Source organism: Streptomyces sp. Alt3 (assembly GCF_030719215.1).
In the GTDB taxonomy this organism is placed as follows: Bacteria; Actinomycetota; Actinomycetes; order Streptomycetales; family Streptomycetaceae; genus Streptomyces; species Streptomyces glycanivorans.
Genome location: NZ_CP120983.1, coordinates 4,269,378 through 4,295,201 on the forward strand (window position 1 = coordinate 4,269,378; position 25,824 = coordinate 4,295,201).

At 68.9% G+C, this 25,824-nt stretch carries 21 protein-coding genes and 3 pseudogenes; 9 read left to right on the forward strand and 15 right to left on the reverse strand.

All coding sequences use genetic code 11. The features are described 5' to 3' along the window. Positions 1-118 precede the first annotated feature (118 nt). From P8A20_RS18805 to P8A20_RS18815, 3 genes and pseudogenes are all read left to right on the forward strand, one after another. Entirely contained in the window at positions 119-976 is an 858-nt protein-coding gene (locus tag P8A20_RS18805; RefSeq protein ID WP_306103902.1) for a LysM peptidoglycan-binding domain-containing protein, read from the forward strand. A gap of 406 nt (positions 977-1,382) precedes the next feature. Beyond that, positions 1,383-2,144 carry an HAD family hydrolase gene (locus P8A20_RS18810; protein WP_147961715.1) on the forward strand — a complete coding sequence of 254 codons (762 nt, stop codon included), beginning with the start codon at positions 1,383-1,385 and terminating at the stop codon, positions 2,142-2,144. Continuing rightward, positions 2,144-4,572: pseudogene (locus P8A20_RS18815) on the forward strand (glycoside hydrolase family 65 protein). Before P8A20_RS18810 ends, P8A20_RS18815 begins: the two are co-directional and overlap by 1 nt. Positions 4,573-4,614: 42 nt before the next feature. On the opposite strand, the gene P8A20_RS18820 reads toward P8A20_RS18815, so the two are convergent. From P8A20_RS18820 to P8A20_RS18830, 3 genes and pseudogenes are all read right to left on the reverse strand, one after another. Further along, positions 4,615-5,298, reverse strand: coding sequence for a class E sortase (locus P8A20_RS18820; RefSeq protein ID WP_187282292.1), 684 nt, complete (start codon positions 5,296-5,298; stop codon positions 4,615-4,617). Positions 5,299-5,378: 80 nt separating this feature from the next. Further along, positions 5,379-7,039: pseudogene (locus P8A20_RS18825) on the reverse strand (ABC-F family ATP-binding cassette domain-containing protein). Between the two features lie 449 nt (positions 7,040-7,488). Beyond that, positions 7,489-8,607: an NADH:flavin oxidoreductase gene (locus P8A20_RS18830; RefSeq protein WP_147961719.1), complete on the reverse strand. Its 1,119-nt coding sequence runs from the start codon at positions 8,605-8,607 to the stop codon at positions 7,489-7,491. A gap of 300 nt (positions 8,608-8,907) precedes the next feature. On the opposite strand from P8A20_RS18830, the gene P8A20_RS18835 reads away from it, so the two are divergent. Next, a complete protein-coding gene (locus tag P8A20_RS18835; protein WP_306103903.1) occupies positions 8,908-9,864 on the forward strand; it encodes an SMP-30/gluconolactonase/LRE family protein in 957 nt (318 codons plus the stop codon). Between the two features lie 283 nt (positions 9,865-10,147). Beyond that, complete coding sequence (locus P8A20_RS18840) at positions 10,148-11,356, forward strand: S8 family peptidase (protein WP_147961721.1); 1,209 nt, start codon at positions 10,148-10,150, stop codon at positions 11,354-11,356. A 233-nt stretch (positions 11,357-11,589) separates the two neighbouring features. On the opposite strand, the gene P8A20_RS18845 is transcribed toward P8A20_RS18840, so the two are convergent. Beyond that, positions 11,590-12,336, reverse strand: a complete 747-nt coding sequence (locus P8A20_RS18845; RefSeq protein WP_147961722.1) for a DUF1838 family protein — start codon at positions 12,334-12,336, stop codon at positions 11,590-11,592. A gap of 335 nt (positions 12,337-12,671) precedes the next feature. Between P8A20_RS18845 and P8A20_RS18850 the strand changes: the two genes are divergently transcribed. Together P8A20_RS18850 and P8A20_RS18855 are read left to right on the forward strand one after the other, a co-directional pair. Continuing rightward, positions 12,672-13,268: a hypothetical protein gene (locus P8A20_RS18850; RefSeq protein ID WP_147961723.1), complete on the forward strand. Its 597-nt coding sequence runs from the start codon at positions 12,672-12,674 to the stop codon at positions 13,266-13,268. A 221-nt stretch (positions 13,269-13,489) separates the two neighbouring features. Continuing rightward, positions 13,490-14,248: a polysaccharide deacetylase family protein gene (locus tag P8A20_RS18855; protein WP_306103904.1), complete on the forward strand. Its 759-nt coding sequence runs from the start codon at positions 13,490-13,492 to the stop codon at positions 14,246-14,248. 112 nt (positions 14,249-14,360) lie between these two features. On the opposite strand, the gene P8A20_RS18860 is transcribed toward P8A20_RS18855, so the two are convergent. The 6 genes and pseudogenes from P8A20_RS18860 to P8A20_RS18885 form a co-directional block, all read right to left on the reverse strand. Further along, positions 14,361-15,194, reverse strand: coding sequence for a PIG-L family deacetylase (locus P8A20_RS18860; RefSeq protein ID WP_306103905.1), 834 nt, complete (start codon positions 15,192-15,194; stop codon positions 14,361-14,363). A gap of 178 nt (positions 15,195-15,372) precedes the next feature. Then, on the reverse strand, positions 15,373-15,744 hold the full coding sequence (locus tag P8A20_RS18865) for a DUF4259 domain-containing protein (protein ID WP_306103906.1): 372 nt from the start codon (positions 15,742-15,744) through the stop codon (positions 15,373-15,375). A 227-nt stretch (positions 15,745-15,971) separates the two neighbouring features. Further along, positions 15,972-17,399, reverse strand: coding sequence for a PA14 domain-containing protein (locus tag P8A20_RS18870; protein WP_261988866.1), 1,428 nt, complete (start codon positions 17,397-17,399; stop codon positions 15,972-15,974). A gap of 207 nt (positions 17,400-17,606) precedes the next feature. After that, positions 17,607-17,822: a DUF6243 family protein gene (locus P8A20_RS18875; RefSeq protein ID WP_147961727.1), complete on the reverse strand. Its 216-nt coding sequence runs from the start codon at positions 17,820-17,822 to the stop codon at positions 17,607-17,609. A 363-nt stretch (positions 17,823-18,185) separates the two neighbouring features. After that, positions 18,186-18,532, reverse strand: a pseudogene (locus P8A20_RS18880) (transcriptional regulator). A 241-nt stretch (positions 18,533-18,773) separates the two neighbouring features. After that, complete coding sequence (locus tag P8A20_RS18885) at positions 18,774-19,370, reverse strand: hypothetical protein (RefSeq protein WP_306103907.1); 597 nt, start codon at positions 19,368-19,370, stop codon at positions 18,774-18,776. Here P8A20_RS18885 and P8A20_RS18890 point away from each other — a divergent pair. Continuing rightward, entirely contained in the window at positions 19,344-19,964 is a 621-nt protein-coding gene (locus P8A20_RS18890; RefSeq protein ID WP_187282294.1) for a TetR/AcrR family transcriptional regulator, read from the forward strand. The two genes, P8A20_RS18885 and P8A20_RS18890, sit on opposite strands and share 27 nt — an antisense overlap. A 605-nt stretch (positions 19,965-20,569) precedes the next feature. Here the strand turns inward: P8A20_RS18890 and P8A20_RS18895 are convergent. Further along, positions 20,570-20,971: a DNA-binding protein gene (locus P8A20_RS18895; RefSeq protein WP_147961730.1), complete on the reverse strand. Its 402-nt coding sequence runs from the start codon at positions 20,969-20,971 to the stop codon at positions 20,570-20,572. Continuing rightward, the gene (locus tag P8A20_RS18900) at positions 20,968-21,216 is read right to left on the reverse strand and encodes a type II toxin-antitoxin system CcdA family antitoxin (RefSeq protein WP_147961731.1); all 249 of its coding nucleotides are present in this window, start codon (positions 21,214-21,216) and stop codon (positions 20,968-20,970) included. The genes P8A20_RS18895 and P8A20_RS18900 overlap by 4 nt, the downstream gene beginning before the upstream one ends. Positions 21,217-22,075: 859 nt before the next feature. Between P8A20_RS18900 and P8A20_RS18905 the strand changes: the two genes are divergently transcribed. Continuing rightward, positions 22,076-22,930 carry a DUF4231 domain-containing protein gene (locus P8A20_RS18905; protein ID WP_147961732.1) on the forward strand — a complete coding sequence of 285 codons (855 nt, stop codon included), beginning with the start codon at positions 22,076-22,078 and terminating at the stop codon, positions 22,928-22,930. Between the two features lie 780 nt (positions 22,931-23,710). Here P8A20_RS18905 and P8A20_RS18910 read toward each other — a convergent pair. The 3 genes from P8A20_RS18910 to P8A20_RS18920 all read right to left on the reverse strand — a co-directional run bounded on the left by P8A20_RS18910 (position 23,711) and on the right by P8A20_RS18920 (position 25,395). Next, the gene (locus P8A20_RS18910) at positions 23,711-24,022 is read right to left on the reverse strand and encodes an NIPSNAP family protein (protein ID WP_147961733.1); all 312 of its coding nucleotides are present in this window, start codon (positions 24,020-24,022) and stop codon (positions 23,711-23,713) included. Between the two features lie 357 nt (positions 24,023-24,379). After that, positions 24,380-25,051, reverse strand: a complete 672-nt coding sequence (locus P8A20_RS18915) for a nucleotidyl transferase AbiEii/AbiGii toxin family protein (RefSeq protein WP_306103908.1) — start codon at positions 25,049-25,051, stop codon at positions 24,380-24,382. Then, positions 25,048-25,395, reverse strand: a complete 348-nt coding sequence (locus P8A20_RS18920; RefSeq protein WP_147961734.1) for a transcriptional regulator — start codon at positions 25,393-25,395, stop codon at positions 25,048-25,050. The genes P8A20_RS18915 and P8A20_RS18920 overlap by 4 nt, the downstream gene beginning before the upstream one ends. Between the last annotated feature and the right edge of the window lie 429 nt (positions 25,396-25,824).

Consider the following 25,824-nt stretch of genomic DNA (forward strand, 5'->3'; position numbering starts at 1 on the left):
CCTCCACCCGAGTGAATGTGCGGGCGTTGAACGCGTCAAAGCCCCGGAAAAAGATTATCGGCGGCTTATCTGTTCGTGCCCCAGCACACCTCTCGAGCACAGCGGAGGAAATACCGTCATGCCGGCATCACCCCTCGCCAAGCGGCCCGTCGAATCGGTGCTCGCCCTTCTGCTCGTCCTCCTGAGCGTGCTCGGCCTCGCCGGCCGCAGTGCCGCGGACGCCCCGGCCAAGGCACCCGCCCAGGCCGCCCCCGCCCAGGTCGCCCCCGCCCGGGCCGTGGTCGCGCCGACCGTCGTCGCGCCGACCGTCACGGCGGGCACGGACTGGGACCGCATCGCCGAGTGCGAGAGCAGCGGCCGCTGGAACATCAACACCGGCAACGGCTACCACGGCGGACTGCAGTTCGCCCCCTCCACCTGGCGCGCCTACGGCGGCGGGCAGTACGCTCCCCGCGCCGACCTCGCCACCCGCTCCGAGCAGATCGCCGTCGGCGAACGCGTCGCACGCTCACAGGGAATGGGTGCCTGGCCCACATGTGGCCGCCTCGGCGCGAGCGGTACGTCGAGCTCCTCGTCCGGCCAGTCCTCCTCGTCCGGCCAGTCCTCCTCGTCCGGCGGTGCGGACCGGAGCGACGCCGCCCAGTCGGCCCCCTCCCGTCAGTCGAGCGGTAGTTCGAACGGCAACGCGGCCGACGACTCGTGGTCCGGCAACTCGTCGAGCGGGTCTTCGTCCGGCAGCACGAACAGTGACGGCAACGGCAGCCCCGCAAGCAGCGACAGCGGCGTGACTCACCACTCCGAGGACCTCGTCGACGAGGAGTCGTACGTCGTGGAGTCGGGGGACTGCCTCTCGACGATCGCCGAGCGCGCGGACGTGTCCGGTGGGTGGCACGCGCTGTACGAGAGGAACCGTGAGGTCCTGGACCAGGGGCCGCACCTCATCTTCCCCGGTCAGCGCCTCAGCCTGAACGTCTGAACGGAGAGATCACGATGGCTCTCCACCCTGGCGCACGTCCTCCCGGCACGCGGAGCGTGCGAGCCGGACGCCCGGTAATGACAGCGGGACCGGTTCTGATGCCCGGTGCACCTCACCGGCTGGCGGAGCCCGCCCCACGGACAGATCCGGACTCCTCGGGGGCCTCGTAGCTGCCGCACCCGGAGTTGTGACACGGCCCCGGGCCCCAGTGCGGGACGAAGATGCCAAGGGTCTTGTGCCGCGCCGGCACGGTCGCGACGGGTTGCTTGCAGGCCGGACACACGTACTCCGCCTGCCTGTCGGTCTGACGCTCGGTACTGGCCATGTCTTCACGGTAATCCCGAAGGGGACATCGACAAACTTTTCCGACTTTTTGCGCAATGCGTCGACGAAGGGACGTCCGGTCATGGCACGCGCACCGTCTCCGGCCGCAGTCCTGCTCTCCGTACACGCCGTCGTCCTCGACACGGACGGTGTGATCACCGACTCCGCCCCGACGCACGCCGCGGCCTGGAAACTGGCCTTCGACGCCTGTCTGGACCTCCACGAGGACCAGCCGCCCTTCGACGAGGTGGAGGACTACCGGCGCCACGTCGACGGCAGATCACGCGGGGACGGCGCCGCCGCCTTCCTCGCCTCCAGAGGCCTCGATCTTCCCGAGGGCAGCCCCGACGACCCACCGGGCACCGGGACGGTGTCGGCCGTCGCAGCCCGCAAGGACGAGGAGTTCACCCGGAGCATCCGCGCCCACCCGGTCGCGGTCTGGCCGGGAACGGTCCGCCTCCTGCACGTGCTGCACGGCGCGCGGGTGCCGCTCGCGGCCGCGTCGGCGTCCCGGCACGCGACCGAGCTGCTGGCGGGCGCCGGTCTCCTGGACCTGTTCACGGCGGTGGTCGACGGCAACGAGGCACGGCGCCTGGAGCTGCCCGGCAAACCGGACCCTGCCCTGTTCATCGAGGCGGCACGACGACTGGGGGTACCCGTGGGGGACACGGCTGTCGTGGAGGACGCGCTGGCCGGAGTGGAAGCGGGCCGACGGGGCGGCTTCGGGCTCGTCGTCGGGGTGGACCGTTCGGACAGCCCCGAGGGCGCCGCCGGTCTGCGGCGCCACGGCGCGGACCTCGTGGTGGCCGACCCGGGGGACCTGCTGATCACCGGGGAGGACTGATGGCGCGCGGCTGGACCTGGACGTACGAGGGATACGAACCGGAGAAGGAGCGTCTGCGCGAAGCCCTGTGCACGCTCGGCAACGGTTACTTCGCGACCCGGGGAGCCGCGCCCGAGACACCCGCGGGCGGGGTCCACTACCCCGGCACGTATGTCGCGGGCTGCTACAACCGGCTGACCTCCTCCGTCCAGGGACGCCAGGTCGAGAACGAGGACATGGTCAACCTCCCCGACTGGCTGCCGCTGCGCTACCGCGTCCACCCCGCCGGCGCCCACCCCGGCCCATGGCTGACCCCCGACCACGACCACCTCGTGGAGCACCGGCAGTCGCTCGACCTGCGCGGCGGGATCCTGACCCGCCGCTCGGTCTACGAGGACGCGGCCAGCCGCGGCTGACGGTGGAGCAGGAACGCCTGGTGCACATGGGGGACCCCCATCTCGCGGCGCTGCACACGGTGTTCACCGCCGAAGGATGGTCGGGTGAGCTGGAGGTGGAGTCGGGGATCGACGGCGACGTCCGCAACAGCGGAGTCGCGCGCTACCGCCAGCTGGCCGACCGCCACCTCACCGGCTGGGAGACCGGCACGGAACCGGGCTCCGTGGTGTGGCTGCGCTGCCACACGGTGGAGTCGGACATCGGCATCGCCCTGGCCGCCCGCACCGTGGCCTCCTGCGGACCGGAACGCAACGGCGAACACCGGGCGGAACCCAGGCAGGAGCAGCGCGCGGTCCACCAGACGCTGCTGCTCCCGCTCGCCCCGGACCGGGACGCGGTCGTCGACAAGACGGTCGGCCTCTACACCTCCCGCGACCCCGCGATCGGCAGTCCGCTGCGGGCCGCGGTGTCGGTGGTGGAGGAGGCCCCGGTGTACGCGCGGCTCCGGTCCTCGCACCGCCGGGCCTGGGCGGACCTGTGGCAGCAGGTCAAGCTGGAGGTGCCGGGCGAGCCGGGACGCATCCTGCGGCTGCACCTCTTCCACGTGCTCCAGACCCTCTCCCCGCACACCGCGGAACTCGACGTCGGGGTACCGGCCAGAGGTCTGCACGGGGAGGCGTACCGGGGCCACGTCTTCTGGGACGAGCTGTTCGTCCTGCCCTTCCTGAACATGCATCTCCCCGAGGTCTCCCGGGGGCTGCTCGACTACCGCCACCGGCGGCTCCCCGCGGCCTGCGCAGCCGCGGAGGCCGCGGGCAGGGTGGGGGCGATGTACCCGTGGCAGAGTGCCGACGAGGGGCGCGAGGAGACCCAGGAGGTCCACCTCAACCCGCGCTCGGGGCGCTGGCTGCCCGACCGTTCACGGCTGCAGCACCATGTCGGCTCGGCGGTGGCGTACAACGTGTGGCAGTACTGCCAGGCCACCGGCGACACGGAGTACCTCTACTCCAAGGGCGCCGAGATGCTGGTGCAGATCGCCCGTTTCTGGGCGGACAGCGCCGAGTGGGACGACGGCCTGGCTCGCTACCGCATCCGGGGCGTCGTCGGACCCGACGAGTACCACGACGCCTATCCGGACTCCGACGCGGCGGGGCTCGACGACAACACGTACACGAACGTGACGGCGGCCTGGGTGCTCGCGCGGGCCGGAGAGCTCTTCCGTGACCTGCCCCCGAGCCGTTCACGGCAGCTCCTGGACCTGATCCGGATGGACCCGGCGGAGACGGACCGCTGGGACGACATCTCCCGGAAGCTGTACGTGCCCCACCACCAGGGCGTCATCAGCCAGTTCGCCGGTTACGGGGACCTGAAGGAGCTGGACTGGGAGGCGTACCGGCAGCGGTACGGGGACATCCGGCGCCTCGACCGGATCCTGGAGGCGGAGGGCGACACGGCCAACCGCTACCAGGCGTCCAAGCAGGCCGACGTGCTGATGCTGGGCTACCTCTTCTCACCGAAGGAACTTGCCGCGCTGTTCCGCCGGCTCGGTCACACGCTCGACGACGAGGCGTGGCGGGCCACCGTCGACTACTACGTGGGGCGGACGAGCCACGGCTCCACCCTCAGTTCCCTCGTCCACGCCTGGGTCCTGGCCAGGGTCAACCGGGACGAGGCCTGGCGGTACTGCGAGGAGGCGCTGATCGGCGACGTGGCCGACATCCAGGGCGGCACGACGGAGGAAGGCATCCACCTGGGGGCGATGGCGGGCACCCTCGACTTCGTGCAGCGCGGGATGACGGGGCTGGAGACCCGCGACGACGCCCTGTGGCTCGCTCCGGCCACCCTGCCGCAGCTCTCGAAGTTCCGGATGCGGCTCCGCTTCCGCCGGCACTGGGACGTGGACCTGCGCCTGCGCGCCGAGCGGCTGCGGATCGCGGTGCCGGACTCGGAACGGCCGGGCGTACGCGTCAGGCTGGACGGCAGCGCGTACGTCGTCGATCCCGGCACGTCCCGGTGGCTGGAGCTGCCCGACGACCCGTCCGGCGGATGGTGAACGGCCCTTACGGCATGCCTCGTCGACACCGCGTTCTCCGGCTCACGCCGGCCGGGAGGACACCAGCACGCCGATCTTGTCGATGCGGTGCTCCGGGTTGTGGTGGGCGTCGCGCCAGAAGTTCCCGGCCGCGTCGTCCTCCGGGGTCGCGCAGGTGGAGAGGGTGATCATCGCCCGGGACGGCTTCTCACCCGGCTCGCCGGGCACCGCGGCCCGCTGCTCGGCGAGCGAGCGCTCGGACCGGAAGGACGTCTGCCGGGTCCCGGTGATCCGGTACTCGTACACCGTGCCGCCCTCCGTCACGAGGACCTTGTCCCCCTCGTCCAGTGACGGCAGCTCCCGGAAGGGGCCCCCGGCGGAAAGCCGGTGGGCCGTCACCAGGTAGTTCCCGACCTCACCGGGACCGACGCCGCCGTCCTCGCCGTACGGGGCGGCTGCCGCACCGCGGTCCTGGATCCGGGTTCCCGGCGCGTCGTCCGTCGTCCCCTCGTACGGCACGACGCGCAGGTCCCGCACCCCGATCGACGGGATGCCGAGTTCGGCGGTCTCCGAGCGCGCGCCGGTCCGGTCGGACGGCGGCCCGGTGGACGGGCCCGCCACGGCCGCCGGGGCCGGCGGCGGCTGCCCGGCACCGGCGGCCACGGCCGGTGCCCCGGCCGCCAGCACCACGACGGCCGCGCCGGCCACGGCCCGGGGAACGCCTCGGAGAGCATGAGCAGGGTGCATGGCGGGACCAGGATTCGGTAGCCGGTGGGTACCTGGGGCGGGCCCCGGAGCACGGCCCGCACCCTCCAGTACACCACCGGTCAGACGATCGTGTCGGGCGCGTCGAGCAGCTCGTGGACCTCCTCCGCGGTCAGTTCCGTGATCTCCTCGCCCACGAGCAGCCAGCGGGTGATCCCGACCGACTCCAGGAACGCCAGGTCGTGCCCGGCGATCATCAGCGCGCCCTCGTAGGACTCCAGCGCGCTCGTCAGCTGCCGCACGCTCGCCAGGTCGAGGTTGTTGGTCGGCTCGTCCAGCATCAGCAGTTGCGGGGCCGGTGTGGCGAGCATCGTGGCGGCGAGTGCGGCACGGAACCGCTCACCGCCCGAGAGGGTGCCCGCGGGCTGCTCGGCGCGTGCTCCCTTGAACAGGAAGCGGGCCAGCTGGGAGCGGATCTCGTTGTCGGTGGTCCCGGGCGCCGTGCGGGCCACGTTCCCGGCGACGCTCAGCCCGTCGTCGAGCACGTCGAGCCGCTGCGGCAGGAAGCGCAGCGGGACGTGGGCCTCGGCCTCGCCGGACGTGGGCGCGAGTTCCCCGGTGAGGGTGCGCAGCAGGGTCGTCTTCCCGGCCCCGTTGCGCCCGATCAGCGCGATGCGTTCGGGGCCCCGGACGTGGAACGTGCCGTCGCGCAGGGAACCGAAACGGGGGTGGAGCCCTTGTGCGCTCAGGACCGTCCGGCCTGCCGGGACAGCGGTGTGCGGGAGCCGAATCCTGATCTCGGCGTCGTCCCGGACAGCGTCCGACGCCGTGTCGAGCCGCTCCCGTGCCTCCTGGAGCCGGTCCTCGTGCAGGCCGCGGAGCTTGCCCGCCGCCTCCTGCGAGGACCTCTTGTGCGCGCCCGCGACGATCCTCGGCGCCCGCCGCTGGGCGTCCAGCTTCTTGTTGTGCCGCTGGCGGCGGGCCACCTTGATCCGGGCCTCCTCCAGCTCGCGCTTCTGACGGCGTACGTCGGACTCGGCGGACCGCACCATGCGTCCGGCCGCTTCCTGCTGGGTGGCCAGGGCCTCTTCGTAGGCCGACCAGCCGCCGCCGTACCAGCTCACGGAACCGGCGCGCAGTTCGGCGATTCGGTCCACGCGTTCCAGCAGGTCGAGGTCGTGGCTGACCACGACGAGGACGCCGGAGCGCCAGGACTCGACGGCCTCGTACAGCCGCCGGCGCGCGAACACGTCGAGGTTGTTCGTCGGTTCGTCGAGCAGCAGGACGTCGGGACGCTCCAGCAGCAGCGCCGCCAGCCGCAGCAGCACGGTCTCGCCGCCGGACATCTGCCCCACGGTGCGGTCGAGGCCGACGTCGGCGAGACCGAGCGACCCCAGGGTGGCAAGGGCCCGCTCCTCGACGTCCCAGTCGTCGCCGACCGTCTCGAAGTGCTCCTCGGCGACGTCGCCGGCCTCGATGGCGCGCAGCGCCGTACGCCGGCCGGTGATGCCGAGGGCGTCCTCGACGCGGAGGTGCGTGTCGAGGGTGAGGTTCTGAGGGAGGTAGGCGAGGTGGCCGCCGACGGTCACCGAGCCCGCGGAGGGCTTCAGCCGGCCAGCAGCCGCAGCAGCGTGGACTTGCCGGAGCCGTTGGTGCCGACGAGCCCGGTGCGTCCCCTGCTGACGGCGAGGGACAGCCCGTCGAAGACCTCCGTGCCGTCCGGCCACCGGAAGGACAGGGCGGAGCAGGTGAGGGAGGCGGCGGGCATGGTGGGGTGTGACATGTGGTCCTCGCAGTCGCAAGCGTGTGAACAGGGGCTTCGTGTGCGAGCACCACGCGGCGACCGGCCGGGACAGGATGGGGTGCGGTCCGCCGGAGAAACGGGGGACGGCTCATGCACCGAGGTCGCATCCACGCGGAGGGTCACGGGGCGGCAGGAAAGCCGACAGGGCGTGACTGGCTACGGCAGGAAGCCGTACCGCGCGATGATCGCGGGCCTCAGATGCGCAACGTCCACCTCTATCGGAGACGACAGGACTCAAAAACTCTACACCGGGGAGTGTCCGGGCGGGGTGGAACAGCACACGGACGGGAGGCCTGGAACGTTCGGCAGGCATCCCGTCCGCGCGCCGGGGACGGCTCAGGCTCCCCGCAGCCGCTCCGCCTCCTCGACGAGCCAGGCGGGCCGGACCATCTCGACGTTGCGGCCGGTGCCTTCGGCGGCCCGCACCGTCAGCGCAGGGTCTTCAGCATCTCCGCACCGAACGGCGTGATGTCCTCGGTGCGCCCGCGCAGGGTCTTCGCGGCCCACTCGGGGTCGGCGATCAGCGCACGGCCCACGGCGACCATGTCGAACTCGTCGCGCTCCATCCGGTCCAGCAACTGGTCGATACCGGTGACCGAGGAGCTGTCGCCCTGGAAGGCGCTGAAGAAGTCCCCGTCCAGGCCGACCGAACCGACGGTGACCGTCGGCCTTCCGCTGATCTTCTTCACCCACCCGGCGAGGTTCAGGTCGGAGTCCTCGAACTCAGGCAGCCAGTAGCGGCGGGTGGACGCGTGGAAGACGTCGACTCCGGCCTCGGCGAGCGGCGTGAGGAGGGCGTCCAGTTCCTCGGGCGTCCGGGCGAGCTTCGCCTCGTAGGCGTCCATCTTCCACTGGGACATGCGGAAGAAGAGCGGGAAGGAGTCGGACACGGCCGCGCGGCACGCCGCCACGATCTCCGCCGCGAAACGGGTACGCGCGACGATGCCGCCGCCGTACGCGTCGGTGCGGCGGTTGCTGCCCTCCCAGAGGAACTGGTCGATCAGGTAGCCGTGCGCACCGTGCAGCTCCACCCCGTCGAAGCCGAGGCGCTCAGCCGCGGCCGCCGCGTCCGCGAACGCGGTGATGACGTCGTCGAGGTCCTTCTGCGTCATCGCGCGGCCCTTGGGCTCTCCGGACAGGGACACACCCGACGGGCCGACCGGTTCCGCGTCCGCCACGGGCGGCGCGCCCTCGGCGCGTGTGACGCCCACGTGCCAGAGCTGCGGAATGATCGCCCCGCCCTCCCGGTGCACGGAGTCGACCACTCCCGACCAGCCCGCGAACGCGTTCTCGCCGTGGAACACCGGGATCCGCCCGCTCGTACCGGCCGAGGCGTGATCGACGTAGGTCCCCTCGGTGATGATCAGCCCCACGCCTCCGGCGGCCCGGCGGGCGTAGTAGTCCGCGACGTCCTGGCCCGGGACGCCGTCCGGGGAGAACTCCCTGGTCATGGGTGCCATGGCGATCCGGTTGCGGGAGGTCAGTCCGCGGACCGAGAAGGGGCGCGAGAGGGCGTCTGCTGCACGGCGGGCATTCTCGTCAGTCACTGCGTGTCCTGTTCGGGGTGGGGTCAGGTCCACCCGTCGCCAACACGGGGACGCCTCCCCTGCATCCCGGCGCCCGCCCCGATGTGGTCAAGGTCTCGCAGCCCGTCCGGCAGGAGCGGGGTCCGCCCGCGCGAAGCCGTCCCCGGTGCACGGCGTCCCCGGTGCACGGCGGGCACCGCGGTGCGTTCCGTCGAGGGCACCACGGTGCCCGGCGGCTACCACTTGATCTCCCCGTGTGCGGTCCAGCAGTCTTCGGCCGACGCCGAAAGAGTTCGGTGCCGGCCGAAGGGATGGATGTCCATGACCAGCGAGCACCCCGGGCTGTACGAGAGCTTCGACGACCGATTCCGTGCGGGGCGGTGCATGAACGGCGACGACGGACTGGAGGTCCTGTACACCGGTTGCCGTTGGGCGGAGGGCCCGGTCTACGTGCCCGCCTGGCGCCAGCTGGTCTGGAGCGACATCCCGAACGACCGCATGCTGCGCTGGGACGAGGAGACCGGCGCCGTGAGCGTCTTCCGCCGTGCGGCGGGGTACACGAACGGCAACACCCTGGACCGCGAGGGGCGGCTCGTCACCTGCGAGCAGGGCAACCGGCGGGTGACCCGGACCGAGCACGACGGCACGGTGACGGTGCTGGCCGACCGGTGGCAGGGCAGGCGTCTGAACAGTCCGAACGACGCGACGGTGAAGTCCGACGGCTCGATCTGGTTCTCCGACCCGGACTTCGGTATCACCAGCGACTACGAGGGCTACCACGCCGAGAGCGAGATCGGCTCCAACAACGTCTACCGCATCGACCCGGACAGCGGCGAAGTGCGCCTTGTCGCCGACTGCTTCGGTGCGCCGAACGGGCTCGTCTTCTCGGCGGACGAGCGGCAGCTGTTCGTCTCCGACACCCGGGCGGGCCTCGTCCGGGTCTTCGACGTCAGGGACGACGGCACCCTGTCGGACGGTGAGGTCTTCGCGGAGGCCGGGGCCCGCGGGTCGGCCCGCTTCGACAACCTCCGCTTCGACGACGGCGGCCGGCTCTGGGTCGCGGCCATGGACGACGGGGTGCACTGCTACGACCCGGACGGCACGCTGATCGGGCGGCTCGTCGTCCCCGAGGCGGTGGCCAACATCTCCTGGGGCGGTGCCAAGCGCAACCGTCTCTTCCTCACCGCGGAGACCAGCCTCTACTCGGTCGTCATGGGGGTCACGGGAACCCACCCCACGGGCCCGGGCCGCAGGCCCTGGCTGGACGCGGCGCGCTGAACGAGGCCCGGTACGGGGCCCGTTCGTACCGGACGTGGCGCCCGTGACCGGGCGGCGGCGCACCCAGGGAAACATGCACCCCGTGCGAAGCGCGTATTGCCGCGTGTGACGCCACATGGACACGCGGTCACCAATGTGGCGCGACCATGACAGCTTCCCGGGATTCCTTGTCCCGCCCGGACACGCCCCGCCATCGTCGGACCGCGGCGTACGAATCCCGTACACCGCGACCCGACGGTGCGTCGAACCCCTGGCGCGCCACTGGTTCGAGGAGGACCTCCCGATGGCAGCAGTACGCAACACCAAGAGGCGGATCGCCATGGCGGTCGCGGTCGCGACGACCGCGGCATGGGCAGCCGGCGCGGCGGCCTTACCCGCCCAGGCGGCCGGACCCGAGGGCAGAGTCCTGCACGCGGGGGCGGCCGAGGCGGTACCCGGGAGCTACATCGTCACGCTCGCGCCGACGTCCGGGTTCAAGGCGTCCGCAGCCGAGGGCAAGCGGCTGATAACCGACCGCGGCGGCAAGATCGAGCGGACCTACACCTCGGCGCTGAACGGCTACGCCGCCACGCTCAGCAGCACCGAGGCTAAGCGGCTCGCCGCCGACCCGGCGGTCGCCTCGGTCGAGCAGGACCAGAAGGTCCACTCGACCGCCACCCAGAGCAGCGCCCCCTGGGGCCTCGACCGGATCGACCAGACGAACCTCCCGCTGAGCGGCACGTACACCTACCCGGACACGGGCGGCAACGGCGCGACCGTGTACGTCCTCGACACCGGCGTACGCATCACCCACCAGGAGATCGCCGGCCGGGCCTCGTACGGCTACGACTTCGTCGACAACGACAGCACCGCACAGGACGGCGCGGGCCACGGCACCCATGTCGCCACGACCGTCGCGGGGAGCACCTACGGCGTGGCGAAGAAGGCGAAGATCGTCGCGGTGCGGGTCCTCGGCAACGACGGCTCCGGCACCACCGCGGGCGTCATCGCCGGTGTCGACTGGATCACCGCCAACCACGTCGCCTCCTCGGTCGCCAACGTCTCGCTCGGCGGCGGCGCCAGCACCACACTGGACAACGCGGTACGCCGGTCGATCGCATCCGGGGTCACCTACTCCATCGCGGCGGGCAACTCGGGCGCCCTCGCGTCGTCGTACTCCCCGGCCAGGGTGGACACCGCGATCACCGTGGGCGCCACCACCAGTACGGACGCCAGGGCCAGTTACTCGAACTACGGCCCCGTCGTCGACATCTTCGCCCCCGGCTCCGCCATCACGGCGGGCTGGAACACCTCGGACTCCGCCACCTACACGGGCAACGGAACCTCCTTCGCCGCGCCCCACGTCTCCGGAGCGGCGGCGGTCTACCTGACGAGCCACCCGGGAGCCGCCCCGGCGACCGTGGCCTCGGCACTCGTGAACGGCGCGACGTCCGGCGTCCTGACCGGCGTCGGAACGGGCTCCCCGAACAAGCTCCTCAAGCTCGTCCCGTGACGCCCGGCCCACGGCTGACCGTCCTGTGACGGCCAACCGCGGCCACTCGTCCCGTGAGGCCCGTCCCGTGGCATCCCTTCGGTGACGACGGGACGGATGCCACGGGACACGGCCGGGGGCGCGTACGGGGAGACCTCCCGTACGCGTCCCCGGCCCACGTCGTCGCCGAGCGGTGTCCACCCCCGCTCCGCGGTACGGCCCGGAGAGGCCCCCGAAGCCGCCCGCCGTACCCTCTACTCCGGCGGACAGAGCTTGCGGAAGTACGTCCAGCTGGTCTCGTTCGGCTCGCTCCACTCCTCCGGGGCGTGGGCGAACTCCGGGTGGTGCTCCGCGATGTAGGCACGGGTCCGCCCGGGCACCTCCGCGTACGAACCGAGCTTGCGGCCCCGGCAGTGGAAGGTGAGGCCGCCCGGCCGCTGACCGCGGGCCATCCACGGCAGCCACGGTGACATCCGGGTCCACGACATGGTGGCCGGGACGCCGGCGGCCGTGCCCTCCAGGTCGGCGCGGTCGGCGAAGAACTGGAAGAGCTCCAGGGCCTTGTACGTGTCGCCGGCCGAGTGGACGGGGTACTGGGCGACCGGCAGCGGCGAGGGGTAGGAGAGCGGGATCTCCAGGCTGAAGCAGACCTGACCGCCCAGTTCGGTCGTCGGGACCGGGAAGGGGCGCCACTTCTGGTTCGCCGGGTCGTTCCAGACGTGCACCACCGGGAGGTCCTGCCAGGTCTCCAGGATCTCGCGGGTGGTCGGGTCCAGGTAGAAGGCGGCCTCGCGGGTGAGCAGTCGGTAGGCGTCCGGGCCGGCCTCGGCATCCTGGACCAGGCGGGCGACGTTCAGCCCCTCGAAGCCGAAGACGCGCTGGTAGGGCTCGTCCGGGGCCCACGAGTACACATCTCCGGACCACCAGTACGTGACCTCCTCGCCGTCGAGCGAGGCGCGGGTGCGGGCGAAGGAGCGGAGCAGTTCCGCGGGTGTCGTCATGCTGACCACTCTGCGCGGCCGCCGGGGTCCGGGGAAAGTACCTCCGCGAACCGGTCGGCTTCTCCCTTCTCCCCGGGCTCCTCCCGTCTCCTCCCCCGGTTCCTCCCGGCCGGATCGGGGCGGATGCGCGCGGCGCGCCCTTGCGAATTCTCGACGGAGGGTCGAATTTCTCCGACAATGCGCGGTTATTCGCCTCCCGGGCCTCGGCGGAGAGAATTACCGGGAAGGTCCGCCGTGTCGCTGTGCGTACGAAGGTGCACGCATGGAACTGGGTGATCATTTTCGTGATATAGTCATAATGAATTTACAGGACGCCTCGAAAAAAGGGGAATGGCGTGAATACCGAGAAGGTTACGGCCCGACGTCTCACGGCCGAACAGGTTTCTGAACTGGGCCTCCAGGACGGCATCTTCGTATCGGCGGAGATGGATGACCTTCCTCTCGACTGCTTCGCCCCGGCATTCCTCACGGAGCCGGGTAAGAATTTCGAAGGAGGTTCCTTCGCCGCGAGGACGATCTTCGGCAAGGAAATTCATGTTCTCCCGGACAATGCCGAGGAGCGCGGGATATGGGTCGCTGACAAGGCGGGGGAGGAGATCGAGGTCCTCCGGAGTGCCGGCGTCCTCCTGAACCTCGCCCTTTTCGTTCCTGACGGGGGTGCGGCATCCCTGGATTCGCTCTACACCGCCGCACGGGACGCCTTCGGCGCGGGCATCGTCCAGCGCTGGAACGAGGAGACCGTCGCCGTACCGGACGTCAAGATCGACCTGTACGAGGAGCCGGCCCGGGGGCGGAAGAACGGGGCCCAGAACCGTGACCGCCGCGCCCTGGACATCTACCCGACCCGCGTGCGGTTCCTGGAGCCCAGTGAAGGCTGGAAGTTCGTCGTGGAACCGCACAAGGAGGTCGTGGACGAGACGCCCACCATCTGACCTGATGGCAGGTTAGGCGTCGAAGCCCCGTGGGAGCCCGTCAGTTCGCTGACGGGCTTCTCCCGTTCGCCGTGTCCCTCGTCTGTCGCGGAACCCCTGCGCTTGTCGCCGGTCCCCGGCGGATTCGTCAGCGATCCGTAACAGAGGCACCTGATCAGGGCGTTCGTGTGACTTGATGGGGGCACGGCATCGGCGGAGTAAGCAAAAAGGGGCGGGCGGACATGGCAAAGCACAAGGGAAGGGGATGGCACAGCCGGCTTCTCGCGGCGGGTCTCGGAGTGACGGCGCTGGCCGCTGCCACCTCGGTGTGGACCGCCCAGGCCGGCCCCACGGGCGGGCAGCCGGAAGCCCGGCCCCAGGAGCGGACCGTGACCAAGGTGGCCGCCGACATCGCGCACGCCTCCGACCGCGGGCCCAGGGGCGTCAACATCACCATCGACGACGGGCCGGACCCGGTCTGGACGCCGCAGGTGCTGCAACTGCTGAAGGACAGCGGGGTGAAGGCCACGTTCTGCATGGTGGGCACGCAGGCCAAGGCCTACCCGGACCTGGTCAAGAAGGTCGTGGCGGACGGGCACCGGCTCTGCGACCACACCGTCTCGCACGACACCGCGATGGACCAGAAGTCCGAGGCGTACCAGTCCCAGCAGATCCTGGACGCCGAACGCATGATCATCGAGGCGTCCGGGGGCGTCCGGCCGCAGTACTACCGGGCCCCGGGCGGTGCTTTCACCCCGTACAGCCGACAGCTCGCGGCGTCCCGGGGGATGCGCCCGCTGGGCTGGAACGTCGATACCAAGGACTTCGAGCACCCCGGCGTGGACACCATGGTCGACACCGTGAAGAGCGAGATCTCCAACGGCCCGACCATCCTCTTCCACGATGCGGGAGGGGAGCGCTCCGAGACCCTGGAAGCTCTGCGCCAGGTGCTGCCCTGGCTGAAGGAGCAGGGGTACTCCTTCGGCTTCCCCGTGCGCTGAGCGGGGCCGTGCCACGAGGAGCCCCGCTCAGGTGCCGGTGCCGGTGCCCCGCCCCAGGGTGGGCCGTTCCGGGGCAGGGTGGGCCGGGCGGGCAGCCTCCCGGCCAGGCGGATCAGCGCAGTCCGGCGAAGAGGTCGTTCTCGGGCAGTTCCGCGCCGGTGGTGTCCTTCACGCGCACGAAGGTCTCCGTGCCCATCAGCTCGCCGAACCTCTCCTTGCCCATCCCGAGGAAGAAGATGTTCTCGCCCTGACTGGCATGCGCGGCCAGCGCATCGAACTTCTGGTCGCTGAACGCGGTGGTGTCCACCCATGTGGTGATCTCGTCGTCGGGAAGGCCGAGCTCGGCCATCGCGGCGGTCTCGGCAGGGTCCGGCTCCGGCATGTCCTCCTGGAACTCGCGCATGGTCTCGCCGAACCGCTGCATCATCGAGCGGGGCATCGTCGTCCAGTACACCTTCGGTGTCAGCGTGGTCGTCTCCAGCGCCGCCATCGTGATGCGGTGGGCCTGAATGTGGTCGGGGTGCCCGTAGAAGCCGTTCTCGTCGTAGGTGACGACCACATCGGGCCGGTAGTGCTCGATGAGTTCCGCGAGCCGGGCGGCGCCCTCGTCGACGGGAGTCCTCCAGAAGGACCCGGGGGCGTCGTTGCTCGGCCAGCCGATCATTCCGGAGTCGGCGTAGTCCAGCATCTCCAGATCGCTGATCTTCAGGACCTCGCAGCTCGCCTCGAGTTCCTGCCGGCGTATCAGGGCGACGGCCGCCGGGTCGTGCCCTGGATCGCCCGGCTTGACGCCTCCCGGTCCGTCACCGCAACCGCCGTCGGTACAGGTCACGAGAACCGTGCGGATGCCTTCGGCGGCGTACCGCGCGAGGACTCCTCCGGTGCTGGTGGCCTCGTCGTCGGGGTGGGCGTGCACTGCCATGAGCGTCAAGGGCCGGTCGGTCATGAAAAAAGTCCTCCTGCGGACTACGTCGTGGTCCGGACACGCGGCGGACGTGCCGCGGTCCCGGGGACCGGATCCTGGCGGGCGGACGACCTCGCGGTCCCCGTGTCTCCCGCCCGTGCGGCGCCGGTCCTCGGTCGTGCAACCGTGCCGACCCGACATGCTGTTCCCGGCGAGACCTCTACTTCGCTGCCGCCGACGCCGCGGCGAGCTGCTCGAACGTCCCGTCGAGCACCGCCCTGCGCTCGTCCTTGTACGCGGGATCCGGCTCCAGGCCGTCGATCGTCCGCTCCCACACGGCGAGGAACGTCTGCTGCCAGGCCCGGATCACCTCGGGCGGCGGGAGGATCACGCCCACCCACCCCTGCCGGGCCAGGACGAGCAGCAGCTCCAGGTTGCAGGGGACGGTCACACCCCGGTACTCGTCCGGTTCCAGCTCCACGGGATCGCCGGCCATGGCCTCCGTGACCTCGGTCACCAGCCGGTCGGTCAGCGCCGCGAGATGATCAGCCGCCGTGTCGCTGTCGAAGTTCCCCGCACCCCACGTGCCCACTGGTCCGTCTCCTCGTCGTGCGCCGTTGTTCCCTCCGGTCATCACAGCAGAGGGCACTGACAGCCGGGGGCGGAGCGGACGGTCGGAGCGGGGCGGTCGGCCGGTCGGTGACCGCTGCCCATCGCCCCCACCGGCACGTGTGAAAGGGCCCTTCGAGGCGGCGCCGAGGGTGGCACCGCCTCGAAGGGCCCATGTCCCGTGTCCTGTGAGCTGTGTTCCTGTGACCGTCAGCCGGCCGGCATGGTCATGGCACGGGTCTCGCTGTACGGCGAGTAGTTCCCGGCCGCGTCATAGGTGCGGGCCCGGTACTCATGGGTGCGCCCGTCGGCGGGCAGCGGGTCACAGACGGACACCTTGGCGCCCAGGCGCGGATCGTAGCCCTTGTGCAGGACGACCGACCAGATGTCCGTGCCCGATGTGCGGCGCTCGATCGCGAAGCCGCTGAAGTCGCGGATCGGGGCCGGCGTGTAGTCGGTGGCGGTCGCCTGTATGCCGCTCGCGCAGGAGCCCAGGGCCAGCTCGGGGGCGTAGGCCGGGGCGATGCCGTCGGGGACGTCGAGCCAGAGCTCGTTGGTGGCGGTGGCGTCCAGCCAGCCCGGGTTGTAGGTGGTGGTGCCGCCGTCGTTGGTCACGAGGACGCGGTAGTGGCGGGTCTCGCCGTCGGCGGTGACGGGGGCGGTGGTCCAGGTGCTGCCCTTGGTGGTGCCCAGCGGGACCCAGACGTAGGAGCCGTTCACCTTGTCGTTGCTCAGGACCGTGTAGCGGTCGAAGTGCGGCTCGGTGTTGAGGGGCCACTTCAAGCTGACCTTGCCGGTCGACTTGTCGTAGGTGCCGGTCAGCGAGGTGACGACGGGCAGCGGCCGGACGACGGTGTCAGTGCTGCCCGACGAGGTGTTGCCCGCCTTGTCCTTGGCACGGACCTCGTAGTAGTACGGCGTGCGGTCGTCAGGGTTCACGAGAGGGTCGGTGTGGTTGCGAGCGGTGGTCGTGGTGACCCTCGTCCAGGTGCTGGAGCCGACGGGACGCCGGTAGAGGGAGTAGTTCGCGAGGTCCATCTCCTTGCCGGCGGACCAGGAGACGGTCGTCCTGCGGGAGGTGGTGTCGTACGCGGTCTTCACACCGGTGGGGGCAAGTGGCTTCGTCCTGTCGTACTTCGCCGAAGTGCGGGGTGTGTAGCTGTACTTGACCTTGGCGGCGCCGGTCCAGTTCACGTAGTCGACGCGAAGTGTGTGCTTGCCTGACGGGACGGTGAGATTCACGCTCTTGGAGCGGGCGGTGTCCCCGGTGCCCTTCCACAGGTCGATCTTGCGGACGCCGTCCAGGTAGACGCGTACGCCGTCGGTGGCGGAAGCGGCGAACGTGAAGGGGCCGCCGGAGCCGAAGTCGCGGGTCACCGACCAGCGGACACCGAAGTTGTTCGACGGCACGCCGGAGACGGGGCGGCCGGACCAGCTCTGGCTGATGGCGCTGTCACAGTCGGTCTTCACCGGGGAGCCGGAGAACGAGGTGTTCTTGTAGAACGTCCGCTTGTAGACGTTGGTCGAGCAGGTTACGTCGGCGGCTGCCGCCTGCGGGGCGGACACCAGCAGGCTGCCGAGGACGACGGCGGACATGGCACCGCCGGTCCGGGCGACGACGAGACTCTTCAGGTGCACGGGGGCCTTTCGTGCTGTGCGGGCAGGACGTACAGCGTGAAGACCCACGGAATGTGGGGAAGGTTGCACGACCTGACCGATCACGTGAGGGCGCGGCGACGATCGGATCCCGCTACGACAGCAGGGCCCGGACCGCGCGTGGCGGTCCGGGCCCTGCCGTGTACGTCCTTGCTGCTGCTCGCGTCGCCGCCCTGCGGCTGTGGCGCGTCAGCCCTGTGCGGTGTCGTCGCCCGTCTGCCCGGAGTCCTCTGCCGCACCTGTCTTCTCGCGCATCTTGCGCACCAGCTCCGCCTTCAGATCGGCGGCACCCTTGCGGTCGAGATTGCGGTGCGGACCGTTGTTCTGCCGCTCGGCGCGGGACAGCTTCTTACGCTGGCCGCCGCCCATGCCCACGGGGTTGTTGATGTTCTTGCTCACGGTCATGGGTTCTCCCGGAATGAAGTGAAGTGATCTACGGATTCATCGGTGGGGGACGGGCGCGGCGACGTCGGGGGACGTCAGCAGGGGCCCATCACGCGCTCACTCGTAAATCGGCGTCTGGAAGAACATGATAATGACGTTACCCGCTTCCGGCGGCCCCGCACGCCAGCCTTACCCCGCTCCGACGCCCGCCGGACCGTCGGCCGACACCAGGGCAGCCGTTCGCGGAGCGGGACATCGAGGTCCTGGCTGAGCCGGTCCACCAGGCCGTGCGCCTGGACCGCGTAGCCGCCGGTTAGCGCCGGGGGGACGCGCCGCCCACGGCGAGCACGTCTGCAAGCAAGCGCCGGTGCAGGCCGGTGAGTATCACGCAGCGGCCCGTGCGCTGCCGCCCAGCTCGCCGAAAGCACTCTCCCGGACTTCACGGACATCTCGGCTGACCAGCGTGCGCAGTGCCGGCCACAGGCCGACGAGAAGGTCCCGGTCGAGGTACTGGACCAGGTCGTCGTGCCGGCCCTCGGCCAGGACGATGCGGTAATAGCTCGTCCGCAACCGGGGCCGGTCGAGGCCGAAGGTGGTCAGCCCCGACCAGGCAAGGTGAAGCGGCAGATGCACAGGGCCGTGCTGGGGCCGGCGAGCTCGGAGAGCGCTGCGGGCAGGCGCCGGGCGAACTTGGCACGGCGGAGATCGGAAAGGCCGGGCTGTGATGCCATACGTCGCTCATCCAGGAAGAGTCGGCAGTGAGCTGATTGGTCCGCAGACAACGCTCCTGTGCGCACGAAGGGGGCCCGACCGGCGGCTGCCCCGCCAGCTGCGAAGCTGCCGACAAGAAAGCCCCGGGCCGTCGGCCTGGGGCTTTTTCATGGAGCGGGTGACGAGAATCGAACTCGCGCTCCGAGCTTGGGAATCACCAGCCTTTGGGCCACCGAAGGCGTCCTGACCCGCGCTTCTCTGTTAGCGGCTTAGGCGGCCGTGGTCTCTGGGGGCTGCACCTGACCGCTGTTGTCCGCTCTGCTGGGCACGGATGGGGCACCGATGCACGGACGCGGCCCCGGCACGTGGCTCGGGTTCCGGCTTGTCGGCGTTTGGTCGGCTCTTGCCCCGCCGCAGGTCAACCACGCCGAGCATCAGCCGCTCCACCGCCAGAAGCAGAGCCAGCGCCACGACACCGACCACGGCCCACCCTGCATCGGGCAGCCACAGCAGGGCCGAGTCGATCGAGCCTCCGAAAGCGGAGGGCAGCACCCACCACAACAGCGCCGCCAGGGCGAGCGATCCGGCAACCGACGCAAGGGCGTTCAGCGCAATCCTGCGCCGGGAACGGGCTCGGGCCGCCGTCAGTCGTGTGGTCAGCAAGCGCAGCGCCGGGGCGACCACGCAGAGTGCGAGCAGCCCGGCGAGTACGACCATGGTCCAGGGCAGCAGGGTGGCAAGCGGATCGGTCGAGGTGCTGCGCGGGTCCGCACCGGACAGCAGTTGAGCCGTTCCGATTGCGGCGTCGTGGAACTCTTGGGCGCGCAGGAGGTGGAAGGCGTTCTGCAGGACGATCACAGCCCGGTCGCCGACGCGGTTCAGCAACTGATCACGGAGCAGGGTCTCGACCGGGTCACCGTGGCGCGTACCGCCGCCGCGGCGGGAGTCTCCGTCGGTCATGTGCAGCACTACTTCTCGACCAAGGACGAGATGCTGCTGTTCACCCATGAGCGAGTGGTCCGCAAGACCCTGGAGCGGGTCTCGGCACTGGAGGAACGATCAAGGGTGGAGCGGCTGCCGATCCGTGACGTGGTTACCGACGGCCTCGCTGAATGGCTTCCGGTGGACCCGCCGCGCCGCTCGGCCCACCGAGTGGCGCTGGCCTTCGTCGGCCGCACGGTGGACAGCCCGCGTCTCGCCCACGCCCACGCCGAGACCGGCCGCCTCATTCGCTCGATGCTCTCCAGGGCCGTCCACAACGGAAAGGAGTGCGGCGAGGTGCTGGACGACACCAACCCTGAGCTCGCCGCCCTCGAATTGCACAGCTTGGTCGAGGGACTGACCCTCCAGCTCGGCTTCGATGCCGCCGCGGACGACACGCGCACCTCCCTCGGTCTCGTATCGATGCGGGTCCAGGCCATCTTCCCCGGGCCTTGCCGTCAGTACGAGTGAGCTGTGGTGGTGACTTCGGCGCACATGGAATCAGTGAGGCATCGACCACCAGGGGCAGGCCGCCGATGACGGGCATGGCAGTTCTTCGGCAGGTGGGACGAGGAGCCGCTCGCGGGTAGGGCTCGGAGAAGGGATTCGCCGAGGTTCACGCCCAGGGAGGAAGTCGCCTGTCGCCGACGTGGGTTGGTGTCGAGGTGGGCAAGCCGACCCCGCCGACTGCCCGGCGCTGTTGGTCGTCCTCGCCGTGCTCACGATGGGGGCAGCCCCCTCGCCCTCGACTCGGCGCCGACCCGGATCCTGACGGTGCCCTGGGATCAGACGTTCGAGGGCACGGGGTTCCGTGGTGGGCCAGACAACAAAGAAGCCCCGGCCGCTGGCCTGGGGCTTTTTCATGGAGCGGGTGACGAGAATCGAACTCGCGCTCTGAGCTTGGGAATCAACGGTTCTTACGTTGGTGGAGGGGCTCTGACCTGTGGTTTCGGATTGGGCAGGTGGGTGGCTCCCGGTCTCTGGGAGCCGTATCTGACCGCTGTTGTCCGCTCTGCTGGGCACGGATGGGGCACGAGAGCTGGCAGTGCGACGCGTGCTCCGGGCGGGCGGACTGGTCAGAGGGGGATGATGCGGACTTGGTTGCCGCAGAGCTTGGTCATGTCATCGCTGTCGGAGGTCAGCAGGGCGACGGGTTTCGGCTGGCGGAGCCCGACCTCGGCGACCGTGGCGTCAATGGCGTACTTGTGCCCGTGCAGCCCGACGCCTTTGAGGAGCTCAGCCGCCGCTTTCGCCGCCTGCTCGGTGACGGGTTCCACCTTTACACGGGACAGGGCCCAGGCCAGGCGTGGCATGTTGGTGCGGGAGTGGGTGGCTTCCACGATGGTGTTGGCCCCGATCACGAGGTCGGCTCCCATGTCGTGGAAGACCTGAAGCATCGCGAGGAGCTTGCGGTCCTGCGCGATCCAAGCGGAGAGCCCTTCCGAGTCCAGGACTACGGTTTCGATCCGCTCGCTCACGCGGCGTCCGCGCCCTTGGAAGAGCCGGCGGAACCGAAGATCCTCGCGCGCGCCTCGGCGAGCTCCTCGTCGCTGAAGCCTCCAAGCTCTTCCTCGTGGCGGCGGAGGTCGTCGCCCAGAAGCTGGTGCCGGATCTGGCGGGCCACGGCTTCCGCTACATAGCCGGAGACGTTGTCCGTGAGCTTGCGGAGCTCCGCCACCTGATCGCTGGGGAGCGTGACGGTGATGCGAGTCGTTGAGGACATACGGCAAGCATACTGGAGTATGCATAGAAGGGCTTGTGGCCTCCCCTGACGCTCCACAGTCGAGGTCGCATTGATGAAACCGTCCGTCGCCTGCGGCCAGGTCCACACCCCGGGCCCGTCCTTTACCGTGCCGACGACCTCATCAGTGTCGGAGCGGTCATTGCCGTCTGGGTCGGGCGATGTGAGGCGTGTTGGTGTGGGAGTGGGTGACTTCCAGGATGGTGTTGGCCCCGGATTTGGCGGGCTACGGCTCCCGCCATATAGCCGGAGACGTTGTTTCCGTGAGCTTGCGGAGCTCCGCCGCCTGGTCGCTGGGGAGCGTGACGGTGATGCGAGTCGTTGAGGGCATTCAGCAAGCATTCCGGGGTATGTGTGAGGGATCTCGTGGTTGCTCCCCTGAAGTGGGCCAGGATCTCTGGGACAGCCCAGTAAGGGGAGACGGCCAAGGTGGTTCGCGATTTTGGACGTCTTGGCAACAAGAAAGGCCCCGGTCGCTGACCTTGCCTTCTTCGTGGAGCGGGTGACGAGAGTCAAATCGCGCTCTGAGCTTGGGACTCAGCGGCTTGTATCGAAAGTCTGCACGAAACTCGGGCGGCCAATGCCTCGAACCGCATGGCCGCATGATTGCCACACCTTTGCGAGCCTGTAAGTTTGTGCGATTTGTCCCCCTCAAGGAGGGTCGGTATTCGGCCTCAATTTTCCGTTCGCGGGGAATTGCCTGATCGGATGGTCGAATGCCAGCCAGAGGAGGAGTGGGGTGGGGCGGGGTGGAGTGGGCGGCGGAGTGGTTGCTCTTGCCTGTGAGGCTCCAGAGCTCTTTAATTCCCCTACCTTGATCGAGCGGGAGGGTGGGGGTTTCGTGACGGCTGGTTTCGGTGATGTTGGCGCGTCTCTGTCGGAGTCGGAAGAGCGGCGACTTCAGGAGGAGTATAGAAATCGAGTCAGAGAGTTCGATCAGATCGAATCGGACCTTAGAGCCTCCAGGGCATTCCAGCGTGTTTACTGGCTATGCCTTTTTGGCTCTTTCGTGCTTTCCGTTCTGTTGGGCTACACGGTCGTCGTTGGTCTGTGGCAGACCAAGCCGATCTTCGCACGCTATATCGGACTTCTGGCCGTGGCCGGGCTCGTTGTGGCAATGTCCTGGTTACTCCTGAAGAACGGTAAAGTCGTCGTCGGTCGCGCCGGCGACCTGCGTAATGCCCTGCAGGATCGCCAGACGGCAGCCGCTGGCCTGCCCCTCGACTCGCCGTCCGGCCTCCGTATTTACCGGGAGGCCTCGCTCGACATTATTGCCCAATATCGGAAGTCGGCGAATAATAACCGCCGCATCCATAACACCTTTCAGCTCATCATCATTACTGGTTCGATTGCTACTTCCACCCTTACGGCGATGAACGAAGGGGGCAGCCTTGCTCTGCGGATCACTACCTCAGCACTGAGTGCCTTGGTTGGCATCTCTGCCGGTGTGACCGGATACTTCAAGTTTCGCGAACGTGGATACAATCTGCAGTCGACTGCCGACGAGATCGAAAAGCATTACAATGCTTCGCAGTTCATGCTCGATGAATATGCCGGTGTCGGCGATTCTGGTCTCACTGAAGGGGACCGCCTTCGGAAGTATGCTGGCTTCGTTGAACACCTTAAGGAAGAACAGCGAAAGCGTGAACTGCAGCTTGAGCAGTCCAGTTCCTCAGGGGAGGAACGGACGGGATGAGGCTGCGCAATTTTTCCCTTCGGGAAGAGTTTGGGCGGAATGGTCGGTGGCTGTTGGCTCCGCGCTGGCAGTGGCGCGCGATGCGGCTCAGGAAATCCCACGGGCCTTCCCTGTCACCTATGGCTGCCTGGTGTCTCGTTTCCCTCGCGCGGGATCCCAGTAATGCTCCGCTCGTATGGAGCCTTGTGGTGCGACAGGGGGCGAACAGGGGTACACCAGGGGTCGGCCTTGATTGCTGGGCGGCGTTGGAAGAGGAGGAAAAAGCCAGACGCTGTGCGTGGCTCGAAAAATATAGAGCAACTCCTCTGTCCCGGTTAGGGGTTCCTGAGGAATTGATCGAAATATCGGGCCTTCAAGTTGTCGAGTGGCGACTTCCGCCGGGAGTCGAGGCGGCATCTCTTGTCTACCAGCAGCGCCCGAACGCATCGCAGCCTTCCGAGGGATGCTGACACCAGATGGTGCAGGTCCAGCTTCAACTTGACAGGCAGTGTTGAGGGGAGCAGCCCGCTGGCGGCGATGGGAAACGGTCGAGCTCCGGCCACTTGCCTCGTGCAGGTTGTGCGCAGCGGCCTTTGTGCAGGAGCGCCTTGGCCGGTATATGGCTGAGCTGTGCAGCAGTCGGCCGCTGCCCCAGGGGCGGATACGGCCCGAAGCCGGCGACCTGCATGGTGGCCGACCTCCTGGCGGGCTGGCGCGAACATCGCGGATACGCACCGGGATGCCGGAGCCATTGCAGTGGGCCGCTGCTCGGCGTGATCGCGCGGCATGCCTCCTGCCGGCCTAGGACAGGTCGTCGAGCGGCCTGAGAAACCGGCGCTCGTAGCGCTTGATGCAGCGGGTCTCACGAGCCAGGTCGAACGCTTGCTGGCACTCCGAGTCGGACATGCTGTCGGAGCGGTACTGCTCGTACGCAGCAAGACTGGGGAAAGAGAACAGGGCGTAGGCAATGTCGCTGTCACTCTCACTCGGCAGGAAGTAGCCGTGGTGCGTCCCGCCGAACCGGTTGACGAGCCGGACCCAGCGGCGACCGTACTCCTCGAAGTCCTCAAGCTTGTCAGCGTCGATCTCGTACTTGAGATGAATGGTGATCACGCTTGCATGATGCCGTGTCACGGACGGGCACCCGTGCGATCAGGCCGGTGGCGAGGGCATCCAGCACGGATACGGCCCCCCAGGCGCAAAAAGCCCCGGGCCGCTGGCCTGGGGGTTTTTCATGGAGCGGGTGACGAGAATCGAACTCGCGCTCTGAGCTTGGGAATCAACGGCTCTTGAACGGGTGTAGTGGCTCTGACCTGCATGTTTGCCTGGATCGGTCGAGGCTTACGTGGTCTATGGGCGCTGTGCTTGACCGCTGTTGTCCGCTCCGAAGGGCACGGGTGGGGCACGGTCGTTGTGGGCTGAGCAGCATGAGGTGCATCCTGCCGAGCACGTCCGGTCTGTCTGCGGCCCTCAGTCTTCGTGCGGAGCCTCCTGCTCCTGGAGTCGTTCGCCGATGTCGCCGGCCCATGTCTGTGCCCACTGCCGCAGCCTGGTGATTGCTTGCTCGTTGAGTCCGTAGGCGGCGAATTCCGTGTCGTCGATCCAGTCGGCCCCGCCCAGTCGAGCTTGCAGCTCGCTCAGGTCGAAGGATTCGCGGGCATGGCGCCGTCCGAGCTCTTCGAGTCCGATGTGACTCCAGTGGTTCGATGCGGCCTGAACGTCGATCAGGTCTCTGGCGAGCCCGCGGTCGGACAGCGCGCGGACCTTGGTTCCAACGACATCTTCGAGTGACAGCACCAAGCCGTGCTCGGTGTGCACAGGCGGTCGCCAGAGGGCTTCCTTGAGGATGTCGACCTCGCACTCTTCACGGCTGGTGGGATCGGTGACGATCAGGCGCGCGGACAGCGGGTCTGTTTCCAGAGCGCTGACCTGCCACCCGCGCTGCTCCAAGCCGATGCGCACGGCAGTCGCAATGTCCTCCATGCGCTCGGGGTTCTCGGTCGCGACGTCGAGGTCCTGACTGAGCCGGTCGACCAGGCCGTGCGCTTGGACCGCGTAGCCACCGGTAAGCGCCAGAGGGTATGCACCGCCTACGGCAAGCACGTCTGCGAGCAAGCGACGGTGCAGGTCGGTGAGGTTCACGCCGCGGCCTGGGCGCTGTGAGCCAACTCGTCGAAGGCGCGTTCCCAGACTTCACGGACATCACGGCTGATCAGTGTGCGCAGTGTGGGCCACAAGCTGACGAGGAGGCCGCGATTGAGATACCGGACCAGATCATCGTGCTGGCCCTCGGCCAGCACGATGCGGTAGTAGCTCATCCGCAGCCGGGGCTGATCGAGGTCGAAAGTGGTCAGTCCCGACCATGCCAGGTGGAGTGGCAGGCTCACTGTGCCGTGCTCGGGGCCGGCGAGCTCGGAGAGCGCCGCGGGTGCGCGCCGGGCAAACTTGGCACGGCGGAGATCGGAAAGGCTGGGCTGTGATGCCATACCCCGATTATCCAGGGAGGAGCCGCTGGGGGCCGACCGGACGGTGACAAGGTGCTGCATACAAAGAAGCCCCGGCCGCTGGCCTGGGGCTTTCTCATGGAGCGGGTGACGAGAATCGAACTCGCGCTCTGAGCTTGGGAATCCCCGGGGCTCCGGCCTATGAATAGCCGCTGACCTGGAACGATGGTCGGATGGGGGCGCTCGCGTGTAACTCTGCTGCGACCCCTGGTGACCGCTGTTTACCGCCTCTACTGGCACGTTGTGGCACGACTGCCGGGGACGGCGTGATCATCAACCTCTCGGGGTGAACCTGGCTCTTCCCTCTCCCGGTAGCCGCCCCCTGCGCCGGCGCTAGTTGTACTGACCCGTGAGGATGGAGCCCCCTATGCCGGCAATCATCGTTCAGAGGTCTGGCCGACGTCCCAGTGA